The organism is Streptomyces sp. NPDC127595, from assembly GCF_042671685.1.
Taxonomy (GTDB): Bacteria; Actinomycetota; Actinomycetes; order Streptomycetales; family Streptomycetaceae; genus Streptomyces.
Genome location: NZ_JBHXWK010000009.1, coordinates 288,078 through 308,035, shown reverse-complemented (window position 1 = coordinate 308,035; position 19,958 = coordinate 288,078). Strand labels below are relative to the sequence as shown.

Annotated in this window: 19 protein-coding genes; 5 read left to right on the top strand and 14 right to left on the bottom strand. The window is 69.9% G+C overall.

From position 1 onward, the window contains the following. Positions 1-6: 6 nt before the first annotated feature. Positions 7-540, bottom strand: coding sequence for a putative immunity protein (locus ACFVKT_RS28145; protein WP_385736607.1), 534 nt, complete (start codon positions 538-540; stop codon positions 7-9). A gap of 26 nt (positions 541-566) precedes the next feature. Continuing rightward, the gene (locus tag ACFVKT_RS28140; protein WP_385736402.1) at positions 567-941 is read right to left on the bottom strand and encodes a cupin domain-containing protein; all 375 of its coding nucleotides are present in this window, start codon (positions 939-941) and stop codon (positions 567-569) included. 85 nt (positions 942-1,026) lie between these two features. Between ACFVKT_RS28140 and ACFVKT_RS28135 the strand changes: the two genes are divergently transcribed. Beyond that, positions 1,027-1,473, top strand: a complete 447-nt coding sequence (locus tag ACFVKT_RS28135) for a MarR family winged helix-turn-helix transcriptional regulator (RefSeq protein ID WP_385736400.1) — start codon at positions 1,027-1,029, stop codon at positions 1,471-1,473. A 173-nt stretch (positions 1,474-1,646) separates the two neighbouring features. Further along, positions 1,647-2,504 carry an esterase/lipase family protein gene (locus tag ACFVKT_RS28130; RefSeq protein ID WP_385736397.1) on the top strand — a complete coding sequence of 286 codons (858 nt, stop codon included), beginning with the start codon at positions 1,647-1,649 and terminating at the stop codon, positions 2,502-2,504. A gap of 84 nt (positions 2,505-2,588) precedes the next feature. On the opposite strand, the gene ACFVKT_RS28125 is transcribed toward ACFVKT_RS28130, so the two are convergent. Both ACFVKT_RS28125 and ACFVKT_RS28120 read right to left on the bottom strand, forming a co-directional pair. Beyond that, positions 2,589-3,629 carry a lytic polysaccharide monooxygenase gene (locus ACFVKT_RS28125; protein ID WP_385736604.1) on the bottom strand — a complete coding sequence of 347 codons (1,041 nt, stop codon included), beginning with the start codon at positions 3,627-3,629 and terminating at the stop codon, positions 2,589-2,591. 259 nt (positions 3,630-3,888) lie between these two features. Beyond that, positions 3,889-4,023, bottom strand: a complete 135-nt coding sequence (locus ACFVKT_RS28120; RefSeq protein WP_385736394.1) for a hypothetical protein — start codon at positions 4,021-4,023, stop codon at positions 3,889-3,891. 137 nt (positions 4,024-4,160) lie between these two features. Here ACFVKT_RS28120 and ACFVKT_RS28115 point away from each other — a divergent pair, with 137 nt between their 5' ends. Continuing rightward, positions 4,161-4,784, top strand: coding sequence for a class I SAM-dependent methyltransferase (locus ACFVKT_RS28115; RefSeq protein ID WP_385736390.1), 624 nt, complete (start codon positions 4,161-4,163; stop codon positions 4,782-4,784). On the opposite strand, the gene ACFVKT_RS28110 is transcribed toward ACFVKT_RS28115, so the two are convergent. Together ACFVKT_RS28110 and ACFVKT_RS28105 are read right to left on the bottom strand one after the other, a co-directional pair. Continuing rightward, positions 4,781-5,281, bottom strand: coding sequence for a DUF402 domain-containing protein (locus tag ACFVKT_RS28110; RefSeq protein WP_385736388.1), 501 nt, complete (start codon positions 5,279-5,281; stop codon positions 4,781-4,783). The genes ACFVKT_RS28115 and ACFVKT_RS28110 overlap by 4 nt on opposite strands. Next, the gene (locus tag ACFVKT_RS28105) at positions 5,262-6,191 is read right to left on the bottom strand and encodes a GNAT family N-acetyltransferase (RefSeq protein WP_385736385.1); all 930 of its coding nucleotides are present in this window, start codon (positions 6,189-6,191) and stop codon (positions 5,262-5,264) included. Before ACFVKT_RS28105 ends, ACFVKT_RS28110 begins: the two co-directional genes overlap by 20 nt. A 72-nt stretch (positions 6,192-6,263) precedes the next feature. Between ACFVKT_RS28105 and ACFVKT_RS28100 the strand changes: the two genes are divergently transcribed. After that, positions 6,264-6,632, top strand: a complete 369-nt coding sequence (locus ACFVKT_RS28100) for a GntR family transcriptional regulator (protein WP_385736382.1) — start codon at positions 6,264-6,266, stop codon at positions 6,630-6,632. Between the two features lie 365 nt (positions 6,633-6,997). Here ACFVKT_RS28100 and ACFVKT_RS28095 read toward each other — a convergent pair whose 3' ends face one another. Next, the gene (locus ACFVKT_RS28095) at positions 6,998-8,092 is read right to left on the bottom strand and encodes a DUF5925 domain-containing protein (protein WP_385736379.1); all 1,095 of its coding nucleotides are present in this window, start codon (positions 8,090-8,092) and stop codon (positions 6,998-7,000) included. 239 nt (positions 8,093-8,331) lie between these two features. Between ACFVKT_RS28095 and ACFVKT_RS28090 the strand changes: the two genes are divergently transcribed. Further along, positions 8,332-9,747, top strand: a complete 1,416-nt coding sequence (locus ACFVKT_RS28090) for a xylan 1,4-beta-xylosidase (protein ID WP_385736376.1) — start codon at positions 8,332-8,334, stop codon at positions 9,745-9,747. Positions 9,748-9,813: 66 nt separating this feature from the next. Here ACFVKT_RS28090 and ACFVKT_RS28085 read toward each other — a convergent pair whose 3' ends face one another. The 7 genes from ACFVKT_RS28085 to ACFVKT_RS28055 all read right to left on the bottom strand — a co-directional run bounded on the left by ACFVKT_RS28085 (position 9,814) and on the right by ACFVKT_RS28055 (position 19,720). After that, positions 9,814-13,770: a lipopolysaccharide biosynthesis protein gene (locus ACFVKT_RS28085; RefSeq protein ID WP_385736373.1), complete on the bottom strand. Its 3,957-nt coding sequence runs from the start codon at positions 13,768-13,770 to the stop codon at positions 9,814-9,816. Further along, a complete protein-coding gene (locus ACFVKT_RS28080) occupies positions 13,763-14,560 on the bottom strand; it encodes a polysaccharide deacetylase family protein (RefSeq protein ID WP_385736370.1) in 798 nt (265 codons plus the stop codon). Before ACFVKT_RS28080 ends, ACFVKT_RS28085 begins: the two co-directional genes overlap by 8 nt. Then, on the bottom strand, positions 14,557-15,579 hold the full coding sequence (locus tag ACFVKT_RS28075) for a glycosyltransferase family 2 protein (RefSeq protein ID WP_385736367.1): 1,023 nt from the start codon (positions 15,577-15,579) through the stop codon (positions 14,557-14,559). The genes ACFVKT_RS28080 and ACFVKT_RS28075 overlap by 4 nt, the downstream gene beginning before the upstream one ends. Then, positions 15,576-16,394, bottom strand: a complete 819-nt coding sequence (locus ACFVKT_RS28070; protein WP_385736364.1) for a glycosyltransferase family 2 protein — start codon at positions 16,392-16,394, stop codon at positions 15,576-15,578. Before ACFVKT_RS28070 ends, ACFVKT_RS28075 begins: the two co-directional genes overlap by 4 nt. Positions 16,395-16,765: 371 nt before the next feature. Continuing rightward, positions 16,766-17,860 (bottom strand): GNAT family N-acetyltransferase, encoded by a 1,095-nt coding sequence (locus ACFVKT_RS28065; RefSeq protein ID WP_385736361.1) that lies wholly within the window; start codon positions 17,858-17,860, stop codon positions 16,766-16,768. A 1-nt stretch (position 17,861) separates the two neighbouring features. Continuing rightward, a complete protein-coding gene (locus tag ACFVKT_RS28060) occupies positions 17,862-18,290 on the bottom strand; it encodes a hypothetical protein (protein WP_385736359.1) in 429 nt (142 codons plus the stop codon). A gap of 221 nt (positions 18,291-18,511) precedes the next feature. Continuing rightward, positions 18,512-19,720, bottom strand: coding sequence for a S8 family peptidase (locus ACFVKT_RS28055; RefSeq protein WP_385736356.1), 1,209 nt, complete (start codon positions 19,718-19,720; stop codon positions 18,512-18,514). Positions 19,721-19,958 lie beyond the last annotated feature (238 nt).

Below are 19,958 nucleotides of genomic sequence, written 5' to 3'. Positions count from 1 at the left end.
GAAACGCTATCGGCGAAGGCCGGCGTCCAGCAGGCGGATCAACTCGCCAACGCGCCCGCCGCCACCCGGTGCCTCCGGAAAGCGGTTGAGTACGTCGGCAACGACTGGTGTCGCACGACGCACCACTTGCTCGACGTACTCGGCACCGACGGCCGGATCGTCACCGGCGACGAGTTCGGCCGCTCTGGCCGCGTAGGCGCCTGCTCCGAGGATGTGCTTGACCTGGGTGGCCTTGGCCAGCGGATGCAGATAGGCAGCGCCCGCCGCGGACATCGCTGCCGACGCTGCCTCGCGCGCAGACGCGGTGTCCGTGCTCTTGGCCGCCTTGAGCGCTGCCCAGGCCGTGTCGCGCAGAGATTTCCCGCGCTTTGCACCCCGGGCGAATTCCCACGCGGCACCAATCGCGTCCCGAGGCCGCGGGTCGTCCGGCTGATCGGCTTCAAAAAATTCGAGTGCCGCCTCCGCGCACGCCGCGGCAAACGCCGTGACCTCACGAAGATCCGTCTCACTCAGAACGATCTCGCTCGCTTCCCCTGCCATGGCTCCATCTTCGGCGAACGGCAGGGTCAGTTGGCCCACGGCGGAGTGAGGACCGAGCCGTCGGCCAGCTCTGCTGTGAGGCCGATGGATGTGGTGACCCAGGAGATCGCGGTCTCCCCGGTGGGGTTCTCGACGCCGAACCTCGCGCCCGGGTTGATGATCACCGTGTCGCCCGCGGTGATCCGCTCGGCGCGGCCGTCGAGTGTGATCAGCAGTTCGCCGGAGAGGAGATGGAAGATCTCCTCGCGGCTGACGGTGTGGACCGGGGCCTTCGTTCCCGCCGGGATCTCGCCCCGCCAGGCGCACAGCTCCTTGCTGCCGCTGAGGGGAGTGGCGTACGAGACGAAGCGGGCGCCGTGTATCTCGTGGACGACGGCCTGGGACGGGTGGATGACTGGCATGGTGCATCTCCCTCTAGATGGTCAAGCAGATTGACTATATGGTCAATCCGCTTGACCACTTCGTCAAGGGTGTTTCAATGCCTTCGTGCAGAACTCCGAGGCCATGGCCCTGTCCGCCGCGCTGCTCGCCGCCGCCGGTGAGCTGACGCAACGTATCAGCGAGGGTGTCGTCGCCCGGGGGTTCGAGGGGGTGCGGCCCGCGCACGGCTTCGCGTTCGCGCGGCTCGCGCCGGGCGGGGCGACGGTCACCGATCTCGCCGCGCACTTCGGGGTCACCAAGCAGGCCGCGAGTCAGCTCGTCGACGAGATGGTGCGCAAGGGGTACGTCGAGCGGCGGCCGCACCCCGATGACGCGCGCGCCCGGCTGCTCGTACTGACCGAACGCGGCTGGGCCTGCACGCGCGCCGCGGAAGAGGCGGCGGCGGAGGCAGTTCGACCGTGGGTCGAACTGCTCGGCGAGGGTGAAGTTCGCGCGTTGCGCGACCGTTTGGTGCGCATTGCGCCCTACGGTCCCATCAAGCCCGCCTGGTGACGGTTCGTCAGTCGCTCTATCACAGCTTCTGACTACCGCTGGAAGTTTTTACTGACGCGTAACTTCACACTTGGACTACTCACTCGTAACTTTACGAGTGAACAGCATCCTCGTGATCCGGATCACAGGGCGTACGTCGTCGCAACTCCCTTGAGCCGCAAGGAGATCACTCGATGCTGCCCTGGAAGCGCCTGCTCAGACCCCTGGTCGCAGTCCTGCTCACCGCCACGGTCGTCATCGTCCCCGCCGCCACCGCAGAGGCCGCCGCGCCGAGCAGTGGGTGGAACAACTACTCCTGCAAACCCTCCACCGCCCACCCCCGCCCCGTCGTCCTCGTCCACGGCACCTTCGGGAACTCCGTCGACAACTGGCTGGCACTCGCGCCCTACCTGGTGACCCGGGGCTACTGCGTCTACTCCCTCGACTACGGGCAACTGCCCGGCGTCCCGCTCTTCCACGGCCTCGGCCCGATCGACAAGTCGGCCGAGCAGCTCCAGGTCTTCGTCGACAAAGTGCTCGCCGCGACCGGCTCCGCCAAGGCCGACCTCGTCGGCCATTCGCAGGGCGGCATGATGCCCCGCTACTACCTCAAGTTCCTCGGCGGAGCCGCCAAGGTGAACGCCCTCGTCGGCATCGCGCCCGACAACCACGGCACCACCCTCAACGGCCTCGCCAACCTGCTGCCCTACTTCCCCGGTGCCCAGGACCTGCTGTCCAGCGCGACCCCGGGACTCGCCGACCAGGTCGCCGGATCCGCGTTCCTGGCCAAACTCAACGCCGGCGGCGACACCGTCGCGGGCGTCCACTACACGGTCATCGCCACCAGGTACGACGAGGTGGTCACGCCGTACCGCTCGCAGTTCCTCACCGGTTCCGACGTCAACAACGTCCTGGTGCAGAACCTCTGCGCCCTCGACCTCTCCGAGCATGTGGCGATCGGTCTGCTCGACCGCATCGCCTTCCACGAGGTGGCTAACGCGCTCGATCCGGCGCGCGCCACCCCGACCACCTGCGCGTCCGTGCTCGGCTGAGGCCGAGGCTGAAGCCGAGCACGCGCCCGGGGTCTGTCAGGCCTGAGCCGCCGGACAGACCCCGGAGTCCCCTCGGCCTATGTCCTAGCGGCCGTGGCGTCCGCCGCTCACCGCGCGGCGGCGGACCGAGGCGAACAGGGCCGCCGCGCCGAGCGCCAGGGTGGCGGCGCCACCGACCGCGAGGTACGGGGTGGTGCCGTCGCCGCCCGTCTCGGCGAGGTTCTCCGAGGTGCCGGCCGCCTGGACCTCGGCCTGGTTGGCCGCCGCGGTCGTCTCCGGGGCCTCGCTGCCCGGGCCGTCGGTTGTCGGGTCCGTGGTGGCCGTGGTCGGCTCCGCGGACGTACTGGCGTCGTTGTCGCCGTGGCCGTTGTGCTCGACGGTCGACTTGTCGGCACCGGCCTCGATCTGCTCCTCGGAGGGCGCGGAGGCGGTCGGGGCGGGAGCCGGGGAGGAGCTGGTGGCCGTACCGCTGCCGGTGGTGCCACTGGCGCCGCCGTACGTGATGTCCGAGCAGGAGTAGAAGGCCTCCGGGCTGTCCGAGCGCTGCCAGATCGCATACAGCACCTGCTTGCCCGAGCGCTGCGGGAGGGTGCCGGAGAAGGTGTAGAAGCCGCCCGACGCGGCCGGGTCGGTGGCCGAGGCGACCGGGTTCTGGAGGTCCAGATCGTCCCAGGCCAGCGGCTGTGAGGGGTCGTAACCGGCCTTGGTGACGTAGACCTTGAAGGTGCCCTTGTGCGGCGCGGTCACCCGGTACTTGAAGGTGTACGAACCGCTGCTCACGCTCGTGGCCGGCCAGTCCTCGCGGGCCAGGTCCAGGCCCTTGAACTCGTCGCTGTTCGCGCTGCACAGCTTGCCGTCCGGGATCAGCGTTTGGTGCTGCCCGTTCGCGTCACCGATGCGTATGCCGTTCCAGTCGTACAGCGCCTGGGTGCCGCCCGCCGCGACGACCGCCTTGCAGGCGGCCGACTTGGGACTCTCCGGACCCTCCGCATAGCACTGGGAGACCCGGCTGACCGGATCTCCCAGCGTGCCGTGCGCGGCAGCCGGTACGGCGGCGAGCGCGGTCAGGGCGAGCGGGGCGACACCGACGACGGCGATCGCGGCGGCCTTGCGGCGCGTGGGCAGGGCGGCGGTCATGGGGGAACTCCTCGAAACGGTCCCGGATGCTTGGCTGAACCCGTGGGGGCGATCAGCAAGCTAGCCCGAAGAAACCGCGAAATCGCCTGCTGGAGGCGGGAGAAGGAGATCCTTATGGCGCCGTTAAGGGAGCGCTGAGACTGCGATCAGGTAGGCAGCGCTTGCGTCGTGGCGGTGGCGTGCGAGGACCGGTTGTACGGCCGGATCCTCGCCCGGAAGTCCTCGTGCCGGGGCGGGCACGGGCCGCTCACCCGTCCGGCCACCACGTGCGGTGGATGTCCTTTCGGACCTCCGGACGCTCGGCCGGGCGCTCGTCGGCTTCGTCCCGCACACGGCGGGATTCCGACTTCCTCAGGGGCTTCTGCAGGGTTACGCGGCGCATGGCTGCCTCCTTGCGTCTACCTATGTCCATCGTGATACGGAGGTAGACCCTTTCGGGGAGAGTTCCTCATCGGTCGCGATCTGTCTGTGGTGCCAGTCACGATTCGACTGTCAGTGGTGACTGTCACCCTGGTGCGCATGGCAAGTAACAACGAGATGAATCCGGTGATTCCAGGGGCTGACGTCGACTGGGACGCCGAGTCCGTCACCTTCGACGAGGAGCCGGACCACGGGCTGCGAGATCCCGACGTACGGGAGGCCTGGGCCGCCCGGCTGCGGACATGGCTGCCGGAGCGGGCCGCGGACGTCCTCGACCTGGGCTGCGGCACCGGCAGCCTGTCACTCCTCGCGTCCGGGTGGGGGCACCGCGTCACCGGGGTTGATTCCTCGGCCCGTATGGTCGACCTCGCCCGCGCCAAGCTCGCCGGGCGTGACACGGTGTTCCTGGTCGGTGACGCGGCGACACCGCCCGTCGGTGAGCAGCTGTTCGACGCTCTGCTCTGTCGCCATGTGCTGTGGACGCTGCCCGACCCCGGGCGGGTCCTGCGGCACTGGTGCGGACTGCTCCGCCCCGGCGGGCGGCTCGTTCTCGTCGAGGGTGTGTGGGGGACCGTGAGCCCGGTCGGCATATCCGCCGACCGGCTCACCGCCCTCCTCGAACCCCTCGCGGCGGACGTCCGGGTGGAGCTGCTTTCCGACGACTCGCGGTTGTGGGGGAGGGAGGTCGAGGACGAGCGGTACGCCGTGGTGGCTCTCCTCTAGATGAGCAGATCCTCGAAGTCACCCGTCTGCGTGAGGAGTTCGAGTTCGTCCAGGGCGTTCTCGGCGGCGGCCGCGGCCACCGGATCCGTCGCCGCCAGGCCGCTCGCCGCGAACTCGTCCTCGTCCAGGCGGAGTACGGCCGTGCCGTCGGCGGAGCGCCACAGGTCCAGGTCGAGATCCTCGACGACCAGCTCGCTGCCGGCGACGACGACCGGGCGGGTGATGTCGCAGTACCAGCCCTTCAGGGTGCCCTCGGCGTCGCGGACCTCCTTCACCGCGTACCACCGGTCCCGCCAGTAGTACTCGGTGAAGACATCGCCCGGCTCGAAGCGTACGAAGCCGAAGTCGCGGACGCCGTCGCCCGCCCACGGTGCGCGGACGGTCACGCGGGTGCCGTCGTCGGCGAGCAGCTCGGCGGGGTAACGGATCTTCGTACGGCCCGCCTTGACGAGGACGATCTCCAACTGTTCCTTCGCGTCAGCCGAGTTCGCGGACATGGCGCACCTCCGTCGCGCAGATTTCGTAGCCGAACCACTTGTTGATCGCGATCATCGGTTCGTTGCCGGTGTCGTTTCCCGTGAAAGCCTCCGTGTATCCGGCGGCGCGGGCGCGGTGCAGGGAGTCGGTCTTGGCGAGCTTGGCGAGGCCGCGGCCGCGGTGGGCGCGGGCGGTGCCCGTCATCACGGTGCCGTAGCGGGTGCCGCCGTCCGTGCGGGCCGCGCTGAACGCGGCGGGGTGGCCGTCGACGACCGCGACCGAGGTCAGCTCCGCGCTGAAGAGGGGGTGGTTCCAGGTCTCCTGGAGCCAGGCCTCGTAGTCCGTGAACTCATAGTCGACGTCGCTGGGTTCGTCCGAACTCGCCTCCGCGTCCAGGTCGAACAGCGGGCGCGGATCGGCGGCGTAGTCGGAGCCTTTGCGGAGTTCGACGCCCGGGGGGAGGGCCTGCCGGGGTGGCAGGGTGCTGCCCGCCAGGTCCAGGCGGAGGAAGTGCGCGGAGCGGCTCGCGCGGTAGCCGTGCTTCTCGGCGAAGGCTCGGTTGGCGGGGGAGTCCAGGACCCAGGCGAAGAGCTTCCTGGCGCCCAGGGCCGTCAGGTGTTCCTCTGCGGCGCGCACCAGGAGCGAGCCCGCGCCCCGGCGGGTGCGGTCCGGGTCGACGTACACGTTGAGATAGCCCTGGCCCGGTTCCCGGCTGTCGTGCACCATGCCGACGTTGGCCGTACCGATCGGTTCGCCCTCCTGCTCGGCGAGCAAAGGCCGGTAGTGGGCGTCGGGGTGAGCGTGCGTGACGTCGTGGACGACGGAATCGGGGGAGTTCAGCACGAAGGGGAGGGCGCGGGTGCGGATCCGGGCGAAGCCCTCGGCGTCCCGCCGGTCGTCGGGGCGGACATCGCGAACGATCACTGTCATGGAGCCCGACGCTACGCGGGGGCTGTGTGCGGGTGCCTCTCATTTTTCCGCGGGGTACGGGACAATCGGCCCGTGATGCTGAAGATCCACATCGATGAGGGGGCCGCGCCCTACGAGCAGGTGCGCGCCCAGATCTCCGAACAGGCCCGGTCCGGGGCGCTGCCGGTCGGCTACCGGCTGCCCACCGTGCGGGGGCTGGCCGAGTCGCTCGGCCTCGCGCCCAACACGGTCGCCAAGGCGTACCGGGCCCTTGAGGCGGACGGGGTGATCGAGACGCGGGGCCGCAACGGAACGCTGGTGGCTGCCGCCGGTTCGGCCGCCGACCGCGAGGCCGCGGTCGCGGCGCAGGCCTACGCCGAGCGCGTACGCCGCCTCGGTCTCACAGAGTCCGCCGCGCTGGACGCGGCGCGCGATGCCCTGCGGGCGGCGTACGGGGAGTAGCGCGTCGGCCGCGCACGGAGGGAGTGCGCCCCTTCAGATACAACCCTGCGGGCGGCGTACGGGGAGTAGGGCGCATCGGAAGCGGGCCTGCGCCTGGTGTCTCTGTAGGTATAGCCCGGGGGGCGGGGTGTACCGGCGCATCGGAAGCGGGCCTGCGCCGGGTGCTTCTGTAGGTATAGCCCGGGGGTGCGGGGTGTACCGGCGTACCGGAAGCGGGCCTGCGCCGGGTGTCTCTGTAGGTACAGCCGGGGGTGTGGGGTGTACCGGCGTACCGGAAGCGGGCCTGCGCCGGGTGTCTCTGCAGGTACAGCCCGGGCGTACGGGGAGTACCGGCGTACCGCAAGCGAGCCCGCGCCCCGTGCCTCCTACAGGTACAGCCCCGCGTCCGCCCCCTCCCGCGGATCCGGTACCTGTGTCGGAGACGTCCCCCGGCGGAGCGCGTAGAGCTCTGCCAGGGTCGCGCCCTCGCGGGAGACGCCCTCCTCCGTGCCGAGCCAGTTCACGGCCTCGCGGCGGGTCAGGGGGCCGACCTCGATGCGGGCGAGGCAGCGGCCGGGGCGGACGACGGCGGGGTGCAGGCGCTCGAGGTCCTCGTTGGTGGTGACGCCGACCAGGACGTTGCGGCCCTGGCCGAGCAGGCCGTCGGTGAGGTTGAGCAGGCGCGAGAGGGCCTGACCCGCCGTGTGTTTGGCCTCGCCGCGGATCAGCTCGTCGCAGTCCTCCAGGAGGAGCAGCCGCCAGCGGCCCTTCCCCGTGCCGTCCTCCTCGCCGATCGCGATGTCCATCAGATATCCGACGTCGGAGAAGAGCCGCTCCGGGTCGAGGACGCAGTCCACCTGGCACCAGTCGCGCCAGGAACGGGCCAGGGTGCGCAGGGCCGAGGTCTTGCCCGTGCCCGGCGGGCCGTGCAGCAGGAGCAGCCGGCCGGCGATGTCCTCCGGCGTCGTCTTCATCAGGCTGTCCATCGCGTCCGCCACCGGAGTGGTGTAGTTCGGCCGCACCTCGTCCCAGGTGCCGGCCGAGATCTGGCGTGTGGTGCGGTACGGGCCGCGGCGCGGGGACACGTACCAGAACCCCATCGTCACGTTCTCCGGCTGGGGTTCGGGTTCGTCGGCCGCGCCGCTCGTCGCCTGGTCGAGGACCTTCTCGGCCAGCTCGGCGCTGGTCGCGGTGACCGTGACGTCGGCGCCGCGGTTCCAGCGGGAGACAAGGAGGGTCCAGCCCTCGCCCTCGGCGAGCGTCGCGCTGCGGTCGTCGTCGCGGGCGGAGCGCAGCACGCGGGCGCCCTTCGGGAGCAGCGTCGCCCCGGACCGTACGCGATCGATGTTGACCGCGTGCGAGTGAGGCTGCTCGCCCGTCGCGAAGCGGCCGAGGAACAGCGCGTCGATGACGTCCGACGGCGAGTCGCTGTCATCGACGTTGAGCCGGATCGGCAGAGCGTCGTGTGGGTTGGCAGACATGCCGCCATGATCCGTCACCGAGGAGACCTGTGCACGGGATTTCCGCTGCCCGGTCCGGGTGTCCTTCGTGCGGGGCCCCAGCTCAACAGGCTTTCGCCCGCGTGTCCGAGAGACCGCCGCGCGGTCGCCGGTGTCAGGGCCGCAGGCGGGACGAGCCGGGGCCGCAGGCGGGACGAGCCGGGCCCGCGGCCATCCGGAACCTGTTCCACCGGCTGTCTCCGCCGTTACTGTTGCCCTTGATGGGACGGCATGAGTGGAATTCGGTGACTCGGCGGTGGCGGCTCACCGCGGTGCTCGGCGTGGGAGCGGTCGCTCTGGCCCTGCTGGTGACCCTGCTCAACACCCTGCCCGGGGATGGCGCGGGCACCGAGGGCACGACCCCCGACGGGGACAAGGTGCACGGCACCCCCGCCGCCCCGGCGAAGGCGGCGGAGCCGGCGGTCGGCTGGGGCTTCACGCACACCCAGTTCAGCGCCGACGAGGGCAGTACGGCGGCCACCGAGCGCGTGGAGGGACTGCTCGCCAAGCAGCCCTTGCCGCAGATCCAGCACATCATGGGCTGGGGAGCCGGTAACCCCGAGCCGGTCAAGGGGCGTTACGACTTCGTCGAGATGGACCGCCGTATCGACTTCATGCGCGCCTCGGGCGGCACCCCGGTCGTCACCCTGTGCTGCTCCCCGGACTGGATGAAGGGCGGCGAGTCCGGCGACACCGACTGGAGCGAGGCCGCGCTGGAGACCGCCCCGGACCCCGCCCACTACGACGACTTCGCCGCGCTCGCCGCGACCGTCGCCAAGCGCTATCCGGACGTACGCCACTTCATCGTGTGGAACGAGTTCAAGGGCTTCTGGAACGACGAGAAGGCCCGCTGGGACTACGAGGGTTACACCGAGCTCTACAACCTGGTCTACCAGGCGTTGAAGAAGGTCAACCCGGACATCATGGTCGGCGGGCCCTATCTCGTCATGGACAGCCTCGACCCGCGCCAGACGCATGACGCCTCGCCGACGGTGAAGGGCACCTGGGGCACCATGGACCAGCGCGTCCTGGACGCCTTCGACTACTGGAACAAGAACAAGGCGGGCGCGGACTTCGTCGTCGTGGACGGCTCCAGCTACACCAAGGACGACGACCTGCTGCCGGACGAGTTCGCGGCCACCGACAAGTTCACGGCCGTCGGCGAATGGGTGCGGGAGCGGACGGGTGATCTGCCGCTGTGGTGGGCGGAGTACTACGTCGAACCGGCCGACGGCAACGACGAACGCAAGGGCTGGTCCGAGACCCGCCGCGTCGCCGTCCAGGCCGCCGGCCTGATCGCGATGGCCCGCGGCGGCGCCACCTCCGGCTTCTACTGGAACCCGGAGAAGGAGAAGGGGCCCGAGTGCGCGGGCTGCCTGTGGACGCCGACCGACAGGGGTGACGGGGGCGAGGCCATGGCGATGTACGGCCTTCTCTCCCGGTTCGGCGCGGAGTTCCCGCCGGGGACCGCGTACGAGACGGTGTCCGTCGCCGCCCCCGACGTGCCCCGGGTCCGCGTCCTCGCCAACGACACGGCGGTCCTCGTGGTCAACACACAGGACCGGTCGATCAGCGCGAGGATCGACGGGAAGCAGGTCGAGCTGGACGCGTACGAGGTGAAGTGGCTGGAACGCTGAGCCACTTCACCCTCGTACGCCTTACTAGGAACTACTTCACCCTCGTACCACCGTGTTGTCGTAGACCTACTTCATCGTCAGGAACCGCTGCACCAGCGAGGCCAGCAGTACTGCCAGCAGCGGCAGAGCGAACCAGAAGCTGCTCTGCAGCCACCGGAGTTGCCGCACGCTGGGCCGTACGGCGACCCGTACGACCTCCCGCGCGGTCAGCATCAGGATGAGCGCGACGGCCGCGAGACCGCCCACCACGGACCAAGGTGTCCACGTCACCTGAGGCCCGATCGGCCCCGGATCGGCCTTCGGGATCTCGCCCGCGGGCTGCTCGCGCAGTGCGTACACCGTCGCGTCGTCGTTGACGAAGACCTTCTTCAGTTCCGGCCGTTGGTCGAGGTTCTTGAGGAGCCGCGACTCCCAGGTCGGCGAGTAGCCGACGTCCAACTGGAGGTAGACCACCTGGCTGCGGTTGATCATCAGATACGAGTTGGGGCCCGCGTCCCTGAGCGCCTTGACCAGGCTCGACACCAGGACCGGGTCGACGGGCGCCAGCGTGGGCAGGTACTCCACCTTCTCCATGTCCCGCGAGCCCCACGGGATCGAGGGCGTCACGTTCTCGACCGTGTCGTTGCTCATCCACAGCAGGCGTGCGGTCGGATCGTCGTGCGCGTACACGTAGTTCATGGCGGCGACCTCGCCCGGCCTGACCCGCTCGAAGGACTCGTTGCCCCAACGGGCCACCAGGAAGCCGCCCATGAGGACCAGGCCCGCCATGAGAGCGGCGAGCGGTGCGAGGCTCACGCGGTCCCTGTCCCGTTCCTTCGCGGTGACGCCGGTGCGCGGGAACAGGGCGAGCGCGGCGAGCAGGGCCGCGCCGGGGAGCGCGAACATGAAGACGCGCAGCGCCATTTCGCCGCCGTACGACTGCATGCCGAAGCCCAGGAACGGCACGAAGGTGAGGACGAGCAGCGAGCGTTCGCGGTACTTGTTCTCTCGGCGGCGCCACCAGCCGTAGCAGGCGAAGGTCATCACGCCGCCGGCGAGCAGCACGCGCGCGTAGAGGACGAGTTTGTGGGTCGAACTGCCGCCCTCGATACGGCCGGAGACCGACGAGGACACATTGCCGCCGACTCCGCCGATCCCGCCGAACAGGTCCTCGAAGTGGCCCGACCAGTACGGCTCGGCCATGAACCCGACCCAGACGGCGACCAAAACGGCGAACAGGATGGGCAGGCCCCGTAGTTCGGAGCGGCCGACGAGGACGAGGACCGCGAGCACGCCCAGCATCACGAACGGGGTGAGCTGGTGCGCCGGGACGGTCACCGCGAACAGGGCGATCAACACCATCAGCAGGACGGCCTGTTGGCGGCGGTCCGTCGGCTCGACCTCCGCCTCGCCGGGCCGCCGCTTCGTCCAGAGCACCCGCGGTGCCCGGAACCAGACGAGGAGGATCGCCACGAAGACCAGGTACAGCAGATAGGTGAAGCCCTGCGGCGAGAAGTAGTCCTGGCCGACCCAGCCGCTGAGGACGAAGATCCAGATGCCGGTCCACTTGGCGCGCCAGCTCGCCCGCATCGAGCGGACGAGCAGGAACATCGGTGCCAGGTAGAGGAGTTGCATGGTGAGCGGCCACCAGCGGATCACCTCGGTGAGGTCGGTGACCCCGCAGGCCTTCGCGACGAACGCGGCCGCCGCGAAGAAGCCCGGCCAGCTCCAGCGGGCGTCCAGGTCGGGTACGGCGGATCCGGTGCGGTCGATGTAGTCCAGGAACCCGAGGTGCTGCCAGGCCGTCGCGAACCGTGGCTCGGTCTCGATCACCGCCGGAAGCGCGTGCAGGGAGACCACGGTGGCGAGCAGCGTGACGAGGAGCAGCCCCTTGTGCTCCCGGCCCATCCAGAGCAGCGAGGCGAACACGGTGACCAGGAGGGCGGCGCCGACGAGGGTCGGCAGGGGCAGCACGGAGATGAGCCCGAGCCCGCCCATCCGGTCCAGGGCGCCGTCGTTGAGAGTGAGTGCGGGGACCCAGTAGAGGAGCAGGGCGGAGATCAGCAGACAGCCGAGGACCACCCCCGGTCTGGTCGGGGGCGTCAACCGCTTGCGCGGGGACGGGGGTGGGGGATGAGCCGGCTCCTCCGCCGGGTCCGGGACCACCGTGGCCGGCCGCGCCCATCCGCCCAGGTCGTCGGGTGTCTGGCCCTGGGCCTCAGATGTGGCCGGCCGCGCCCATCCGCCCAGGTCGTCGGGTGTCTGGCCCTGGGCCTCAGATGTGGTCGGCCGCGCCCACCCGCCCGAGTCGCCGGGTGTCTCGCCCTGGGCATTCGAAGGGGTGCTCCGAGCCTCCTCCGCCGTCTCGAAGGGCGCGTCTGCCTCCGGAACCTCGGCCGGGCCCAGCGACGCCTCCGAACCCGGCTCCCGCGCCTCGACGGGCAGCCCGACCGACGGCCTGCCCAGCGCCCACGTCGGCCGGTGGTCCGGCCGTACCTTCGGTGTCCCCGTCGGAGGCGTTCCCGGCCCGGGCCGCACGTCCGGCCGGCGCTCCAGGTGGTCGAAGTCGACATGGAGGCCCAGGGCGAGGGTGTCCGGGTCCAGCGCCCACGCGGGCCCGCGCTTCGGCGTGGGCATCTCGCGCGCCCCCAGGTCGGCGAGGTCCCCGTCCGGTGCCGCGTCCGCGGGCACCTCGGCGGGTGCGGTCCGCAGGATCCTGTACAGCCGGGGTGCGGAGATCCCCACGATCACCGCGAGGCTGGCGACCTCCGCGACGCCCGCGCCGGTCAGGCCCATGCGGGGGAGGAGAACCACCGTCAGGCCGAGCACCAGGGCGCACAACAGGCCCTGGAGCCAGGCGAGTCCGGCGGTGCGGCTCTGCGCGCGCAGGACCGCGAAGTACGTCTCCATGACGACCCGCAGCAGTCCGCCGACGGCGAACCAGCGCAGCAGCGGTGTCGCCGCGTCCGCGTAGCCCTGGCCGAAGACGCTCAGGATGTACGGCGCGCCGAGGAACAGCAGCGCGCCCACCGGCAGCATGATCCGCGCCATGCGCCTGAGCGCGGCCCGGGTGTTCGCGGCGAGGCGTGCCGGGGCGTGCGAGCCCTCGACGGTGAGGGAGGCGCCCATGTTGATGGCGAGCAGGTTGACCGTGCCGCCTATGGTCGCGGTGATGTAGAAGTACGCGTTGTCGGCGGAGCTGACCTGCGAGGCCACGATGACGGGGACGAGGTAGACCACGGCGAGCGAGAACAGCGAGCCGGTGTAGTCGCCCGCGAGGAAGCGCCCGATCTCCTTCACCGAGGGCGGTTTCGTGTCCTCTTTGGTCGCCTTCACATGGCGGGGGACCAGACGCCGGAAGACCAGCCAGCCGAGCGGCACCGCGGACATGGCGATCGCCGCGACCCACGACACGAAGACCCCCGTCGCGGGGATCACGGAGGCCAGGACGACGAGCAGGACCAGCTTCACCGCGGAGAACACCGTGTTGCCCACCGGCACCCACAGCGCGCTGCGCAGGCCGGTCAGCACACCGTCCTGGAGCGTCAGCAGCGACCAGGCGACCACGGCGACGACGAAACCGAGGCCGGCCAGTGATCCGTGCAGGAAGCGGTACGAGGGTCCCCAGACGTTCAGGGTGAGCAGGAAGACACCGGCGGCCAGCGCGACGACCACCGAACTGCCCAGGTAGGTACGGAAGATGAGGCGTCCGGTGGCCCGGCCGGCGACCGGGATGAAGCGGGCCAGGGCGCCCGTCAGCGTCACCGCGGTGAGGCCCGCGAGGAGCTTCATCGCGGCGATCGCCGCGGAGCCCTGGCCGACCGCGGTGTCGGTGTAGTAGCGGGCGGCGATCAGCCAGTAGCCGAGCCCGAGCACCGCGGAGATACCGGTGTTGAGCATCAGGGCGTAGGCGTTGCGGAACAGCTGGTTTCCTCCGCTCCCGCCCCTGCCCCGGCCGGGCAGGCGGAGGCGGCGCCCCGTGCGCTGTGCGGGCGCCTCGGTCGTGGGCGATGAGGCCTGGGCGGCGGTGGTCGTGTCAGACACGGGAACTGATGGCCTTCCGGCGGACCTGATCTGCTCTTCGGACCATGGCGTACCCCTTGGTGAGGGCGCGGTCCCTGGCGAAGTTGCGGGCGATCGCGCGGCCTTCGACCAGCCGCTCGAACTCCTCGATACCGGTGCTCCGGCGCACGGTGACGCGCCGCAAGGCGTACGGCCCCTGGCGGCGGCGGGCGAGGGCGTTGCCGACGGCGAGCGACTGGGCGAAGCCCGCCTCGCGCACCGCCGCGCGCACCCGACGGCTGGAGTAGCCGTACGGGTACGCGAACGAGACGGGGAGGTTGCCCAGTTCCCCGGCGATGATCTCCCGGCAGCGCCGTACCTCGAACCGGAGCGCGTCCTCGGAGAGCTGGTCCATCTGCGGGTGGGTGTGACTGTGCCCGCCGATCTCCACCTGCTCCGCGGCGAGTTTGCGCACCTGGTCCCAGTCCAGCATCGTGTCGAGGCCGCCGCCGGTGTCGTACGCGCCCCTGATCCACCCCGTCGACACGAACAGCGTGGCCGCGAAGCCGTACTTGGCGAGCACGGGCAGGCCGTGCCGGTGCACGCCCTCGTAGCCGTCGTCGAAGGTGACCAGGACCGGCCGCTCGGGCAGTGGACCGCCGTCACGCCAACTCCCGCCCAAATGCGCCGTGTCGACCGGGGTGAACCCCTGTGCGTCGAGCAGCGCCATCTGCTGGGCGAAGTCGTCCGGGGTGACGGACAGTTCACGCGTCGCGTCGTTGGGCTCCTGTGCGATCGCGTGGTACATGAGGATCGGCACCGGCTCGTTCATGCCGCGGCCCCCTTGTCGTCGGCTGCCGGTGAGACCCCCTCGATCCCCACGACGGAGAAGGTCGCGCCGCCCCTGCGCGCCCGGATGCTCCCGAGTGCGTACCCGCCCGCCGCAGTCAGCACTCCAGTCACTATGGCGCCCGCGCGTCCGGCGCCGCCCGGGCGGGCCAGCACCGCGTCCCGCAGTCCGCGGACGACCCCGGCCGGCAGCACACGGGCGGCGTAGCGGCGCTCGGACTCAAGTCCCTTGTCCGCGCCGACACTTCGGGCGACGAGGGCTTTGGAGAGACCCTCGGCGTACGCGCGCGTGCGGAAGTACGCGAAGTGCTCGCGCACCTTCGGCACCCGGTGGTGGATGACCGCGCGGTCGTCGATCAGAAGGATCGCGTCCGGCCGGGCGCGGGTGAGACGGATGCACAGTTCCGTCTCCTCGCAGCCCAGCGGGCGTTTGTCGCCGTCGCGGCCGATGCCCGTCGCGAAGCCGCCCGCCGCGTCGAACGCCGTACGGCGGAACGAGGCGTTGCCGCCCAGGACGTTGCGGACCCGGACCCGGCCGGGGGGCAGCCCTTTGTATGTGCAGCCCACCACCCAGTCGAACTCCTCGGGGAACCACGCGGGCCTGCGGCCCGACGCCCAGATCGGCATCGTACGGCCGCCGACGGCCATCACTCGCGGATCCTCGTACCCCGACGCGAAGTGGAGCAGCCAGTCCCGCTCCGCCACGGCGTCGTCGTCGAGGAAGGCGATGATCTCGCCGCGCGCGACGGCGATCCCGGTGTTGCGGCCCGCGGACAGGCCGCGGGGGCCCGCGTTGGCGAGCACCCGCACCCCGTCGGTCTCCTTGAACTCCCTGGTCAGCCGGTCGAGGAGCGCGGCGTTGTGGTCCACGACAAGGAGTGTTTCCAGTGCGGGCAGGGACTGCGCCCGCACCGAGGAGACCGCCGCGAGGATGTCCTCCCAGCGGTCCTCGGTGTACACGCAGACGACCACCGAGATGCGCGCGATGTCCTGCTCGCTCAAGACACCTCTCCCCGGCCCGAGTTGAGCTGCGCGGCGTGCGGCCTGCGGCGCAGCGCACGCCGGTTGGAGCGCTCCTTGAGGATCACCTTGAGCACCCGGATCCCGTCCCGCACGGCGCGCAGATTGCTCGAACCGTGGATGCGGAGGTACTCGTGGCTCGGTATCTCCTGCACCTTGAGACCCGCCTTGACGACCCGGATGTTCATCAGGGTCTCCACCTCGAAGCCGGTGCAGTCGAGGTCGATCTTGTCGAGGCAGTGCCGCCAGAACGCGTTGTAGCCATAGCAGAGGTCGGTGTAGCGGGCCCCGAACTTGGCGTTGACGGCCGCGCACAGCACATGGTTGCCGAGCTTGCGGATCGGCGTCATGTCGGAGGTGCCGCCGCCGTTGGCGAACCGCGAGCCCTTGGCGAAGTCCGCCCCCGACACCAGCGCGGACACATACGACACGATCTCGTTGCCGTCGGCCGAACCGTCCGCGTCGACCATCACGATGATGTCGCCGCTGCACGCCTCGAAACCGGTGATCAGGGCATCCCCCTTGCCCTTTCCGTGCTGCTTCACGACCTTCACGTCCGGCCACAGGTCACGGGCCACTTCGACGGTGTTGTCGGTGGAATTGCCGTCGACGAGAACCACTTCGTGTATCCAGCTCGGAAGGGTCTTGAAGACGTACGGAAGATTCTCGGCCTCATTCATGGCCGGAATCACGACGCTCACCGGCGGCGCTATCGCCAGGTAAGAGGAGATCGGCCGGTACTTGCCGGCCGCGGTCTGATCTTCGCCCGAAACCGCTGGGCGCAGGACTGAACTCATGAGTCTGGTCCCTCTCGTCCGGTGGACCGCCCGCCCCTGGGCGGTCCGGCTCTTTGTCCGGTTCGAAAGGGGGGTTCTCACTTACGGCATGACGAAATAGATCTCCGTGCGTGCCGGGTGAGCTGGCAAAGCTGCCGGCTTTCGGGAAACGCGAAAGCCGGTCGCGCGGACGACTCGGCACAAGTGGTCACCGAGCACGGCACCCCCCTACCGCGCCCCGCCCCGGTCCATCGTCGCGATCTTGAGCCCTCCCCTAGATCACATATACGTTGATGAACCGATGCGGGTGAGATGTACGACGGTATTGATGAATGAGACCGTATGGCAAGACCTGGAACGAGGCCTCACGTTTTTGTTGGTTTGACCGTTACCTAACGCCTCGAACGGATCTTTCCCATCCGCTTGAGGATCCTGTCGGCCGACTCGAACAGCTCTGGCCTGGCCAACACCGCATTACGCAGCGCCCGGACCGGGGCGCGCCGCGCCCTGTGTCCGATGGCGACCGGATGACGTCGTGTCACCCACCCTTCGGAAACGGCGAGTTCCCGTGTCTTCAGGGAGTCCTTGTATTCCTTCTGGCCCCGACCGAGATCCAGATAGGCGATTCCGTCGGCGGCGGCCGCCTCGGCCATACGCAGATGCAGGATCAGCCCCGGCGAGTATTTCGAGAACGCCGGATCGTATGCAGGGAACCAGCAGGCCAGCACCCGCTCCGAGCGCAGTCCGAAGTGCGCGGCGACCGGTTTGCCGTCCGCGTACAGCACCGACAGGATCCCCGCGAACGGCTCGGAGCGGGTGTGGAAGAGCTGCTCCACCAGATGACTGATCCAGGGGTGCGCGAAGCGGTCGCTGCGCCCGGTCCTGCGGTACTGCGCGGACTTCCAGTCCATCAGCCTGCGCAGCGCCTCGGGGTCGCGCTCGTCGTGTACGTAGCGCATGCCGTCCGCGTCCCGGCCGAGCTTGCGCTCCTTGGCCAGCGTCGATTTGGTGAACTTCGGTGATCGCTCGCGCAGTTGGCGCAGATACGTCTCGTAGCCCTGGTCGATGTCGATGACCGGGGAGGGGAAGGTGCCGGAGGCCCCCGCCTCGAACGAGGCCTGCCCTTCCACCAGATGATCGAACTCCCACACGGAGAGCCCGCAGGCCCGCAGCAGCTCCTGGGCGTCCCAGGTGAAGCCCGGCCGGTGCACGGCGCCCTGGCAGTCGGAGACTCCGAGGCCGACGGCCCGGCCGATTCCGGTTCCGGTGCGCTGGAACGGGAAGTAGGCCGCGGGCTCGCCGTTCTCCCGTACGACCGCGATCCGCACGCCGCGTCGGCAGCGGCCCATCGCGAGCGTGAACTCGGGGGACAGGAAAGGGTTCGCAAGACCCGGTGAGCCGTTCAGATGGGCCTTCACCTGGAAAGCCGTCCACGCCGCCCGGTCGGCGGCGGTCAGCTCACCCGGGCGGTACACGCTGATGTCCACGTCAGGAGGCCCGCCTTCTCGCGGCACGGCCACGCAGGCGCCGTACCAGTACCAGCAGGAGCAGGAAGGTGCTGATCGCGGTCACGGCCACGACCCCACCGGGCACCGACCACTGGTGCAGGGCCAGCATGCCCTGGGCCACCAGCATGTTGACGGCGACTCCTCCGGCGACCGACACCAGCAGCCGGCCGAAGGGTTCCAGGCCGTGCAGTGCGGCCGCGACGGCGACCGACGGCGCGGCGAGCAGGAAGAACAGGGTGAACGGACCGCGCAGCGGCGAGTCCACGTCGGCGAGTGCGAGCACCGCGCCGACCAGTGCGACTACCGTCGCGGCACCGCCGAGCAGCGGCAGCAGGTCCCTCCCCGGATCCTGCCCCGTCCCCTCCGTGGTGCCTGATGAAGGTTCCTTGATGCGTCGTATGGTCTGCATTGGCGACTTTGCCCCCCGAAGCGCCGGATGCCGGGCTTCAATGTCGCGCAGCGTACGGCGGGTCGTCAAGATGCGGAAGCCGTTCGTGCGACCCGCCCTCGTTCGTGAATCGCCGTCCGTGCGGCCCACCCCGTTCGTGAACCGCCGCCCGCAAACGCCAGTTCCCCGGAGGCGCCGACTGCCTCCGGGGAACTGTGGCTCGGCTCAGCCGAGTTGACGCACTACGGGACGATCTTGAGGAGCTTGTTCGGCGAGCCGGTGCCCGGGCTGGTGACCACGTTGGACGTGGCACCGTTCACCAGGGCCGTGGAGACCTGCGCCGGGGTGGCGGAGGTGTGGCTCGCGAGGTAGATGGCGGCCGCGCCCGCGACGTGCGGCGTGGCCATCGACGTACCCGAGAGGGTGGCGGTGGCGGTGTCGCTGGTGTTGTAGCCGGCGACGATCGAGGAGCCGGGGGCGAAGATGTCCAGGACCGAGCCGTAGTTGGAGTAGCTGGCCCTGGCGTCCGTGCTGGTGGTGGCGCCGACCGTGATCGCCGTGGTGACCCGGGCGGGGGAGTACGAGGAGGCGTTGGCGTTGCTGTTGCCCGCCGCGATCGCGTAGGTCACGCCGCTCGCGATGGAGTTCGAGACGGCCGTGTCCAGCGTGGTGGAGGCGCCGCCGCCCAGCGAGAGGTTGGCGACCGAGGGGCCACTGTGGTTGTTGGTCACCCAGTCGATGCCGGCGACGACGCCCGCGGTGGTGCCGGAGCCGGCGTTGTCGAGGACGCGGACCGCCACGATCTTCGCCTTCTTGGCGACACCGTAGGTGGAGCCCGCGATGGTGGTGGCCACGTGGGTGCCGTGCCCGTTGCCGTCCTGGGCGACGCTGTCGTTCTCGACGGCGTCGTAGCCGTTCGTGGCGCGACCGGCGATCTGGGTGTGCGTGATGCGTACGCCGGTGTCGATGACGTACGCGGTCACGCCGGAGCCGGCCGTGTCCGGGTAGGTGTAGGTGGTGGAGAGCGGCAGCGACGTCTGGTCGATGCGGTCCAGGCCCCAGGGGGCGCTGCTCTGCGTGGTGTCGGTGATGTGGACCGTCTGGTTCTGCTCGACCGTGGCGACCGCCGGGTCGGCGGCGAGTCTCGCGGCCTCCTGGGCCGAGAGGGTGGCCGTGTAGCCGTTCAGCGCGGCGCCGAACGTCTTCTTCACCGTGCCGCCGTACTCGTTGATCAGACCCTTGCCCTCGCTCGAGGAGGCCTTGAAGCCGGCCGTCTTCTTGAGCGTGATGATGTAGCTGTCCTTGACGGCCGTGGGGGAGCCGGCGGCGAGCACCGTGCCCGTGGCCGGGGCGGCCTGGGCCGGGAGCGCGGTGAATCCGCCTACAAGGGCGGCGGTCGCCACGGAGGTTATCGCGGCGATCCTGATCTTCTTGCTACGGAGTTGTGCCATTACGAGGGAGTCCTCCTCGGGCGGCGGGCGCCTAGGTGGGGCGCGCGCGGTGTGGGGGTGCACGTGATCGGGCGCACGGCCCGGAGTGTCGCGTTCCACTCCGGGCTGAGGTAAAGACTCGGTGATCTCCCCGCGTGACTCAAGGGACTTGGCCCCTTGTCACGACGCTGTCATGAGCACGTAATCAAACTCATGGTGAACACACAGGATAGAGACCGGAAAGGGCCCTAAAGTCTTG

Coding starts and splice junctions, on each gene's coding strand:
- ACFVKT_RS28145 (WP_385736607.1), bottom strand. CDS start 540: ATGGCAGGGGAAGCGAGCGAGATCGTTCTGAGTGAGACGGATCTTCGT.
- ACFVKT_RS28140 (WP_385736402.1), bottom strand. CDS start 941: ATGCCAGTCATCCACCCGTCCCAGGCCGTCGTCCACGAGATACACGGC.
- ACFVKT_RS28130 (WP_385736397.1), top strand. CDS start 1,647: ATGCTGCCCTGGAAGCGCCTGCTCAGACCCCTGGTCGCAGTCCTGCTC.
- ACFVKT_RS28120 (WP_385736394.1), bottom strand. CDS start 4,023: ATGCGCCGCGTAACCCTGCAGAAGCCCCTGAGGAAGTCGGAATCCCGC.
- ACFVKT_RS28115 (WP_385736390.1), top strand. CDS start 4,161: ATGGCAAGTAACAACGAGATGAATCCGGTGATTCCAGGGGCTGACGTC.
- ACFVKT_RS28110 (WP_385736388.1), bottom strand. CDS start 5,281: ATGTCCGCGAACTCGGCTGACGCGAAGGAACAGTTGGAGATCGTCCTC.
- ACFVKT_RS28105 (WP_385736385.1), bottom strand. CDS start 6,191: ATGACAGTGATCGTTCGCGATGTCCGCCCCGACGACCGGCGGGACGCC.
- ACFVKT_RS28095 (WP_385736379.1), bottom strand. CDS start 8,092: ATGTCTGCCAACCCACACGACGCTCTGCCGATCCGGCTCAACGTCGAT.
- ACFVKT_RS28090 (WP_385736376.1), top strand. CDS start 8,332: ATGGGACGGCATGAGTGGAATTCGGTGACTCGGCGGTGGCGGCTCACC.
- ACFVKT_RS28080 (WP_385736370.1), bottom strand. CDS start 14,560: ATGAACGAGCCGGTGCCGATCCTCATGTACCACGCGATCGCACAGGAG.
- ACFVKT_RS28070 (WP_385736364.1), bottom strand. CDS start 16,394: ATGAGTTCAGTCCTGCGCCCAGCGGTTTCGGGCGAAGATCAGACCGCG.
- ACFVKT_RS28060 (WP_385736359.1), bottom strand. CDS start 18,290: ATGCAGACCATACGACGCATCAAGGAACCTTCATCAGGCACCACGGAG.
- ACFVKT_RS28055 (WP_385736356.1), bottom strand. CDS start 19,720: ATGGCACAACTCCGTAGCAAGAAGATCAGGATCGCCGCGATAACCTCC.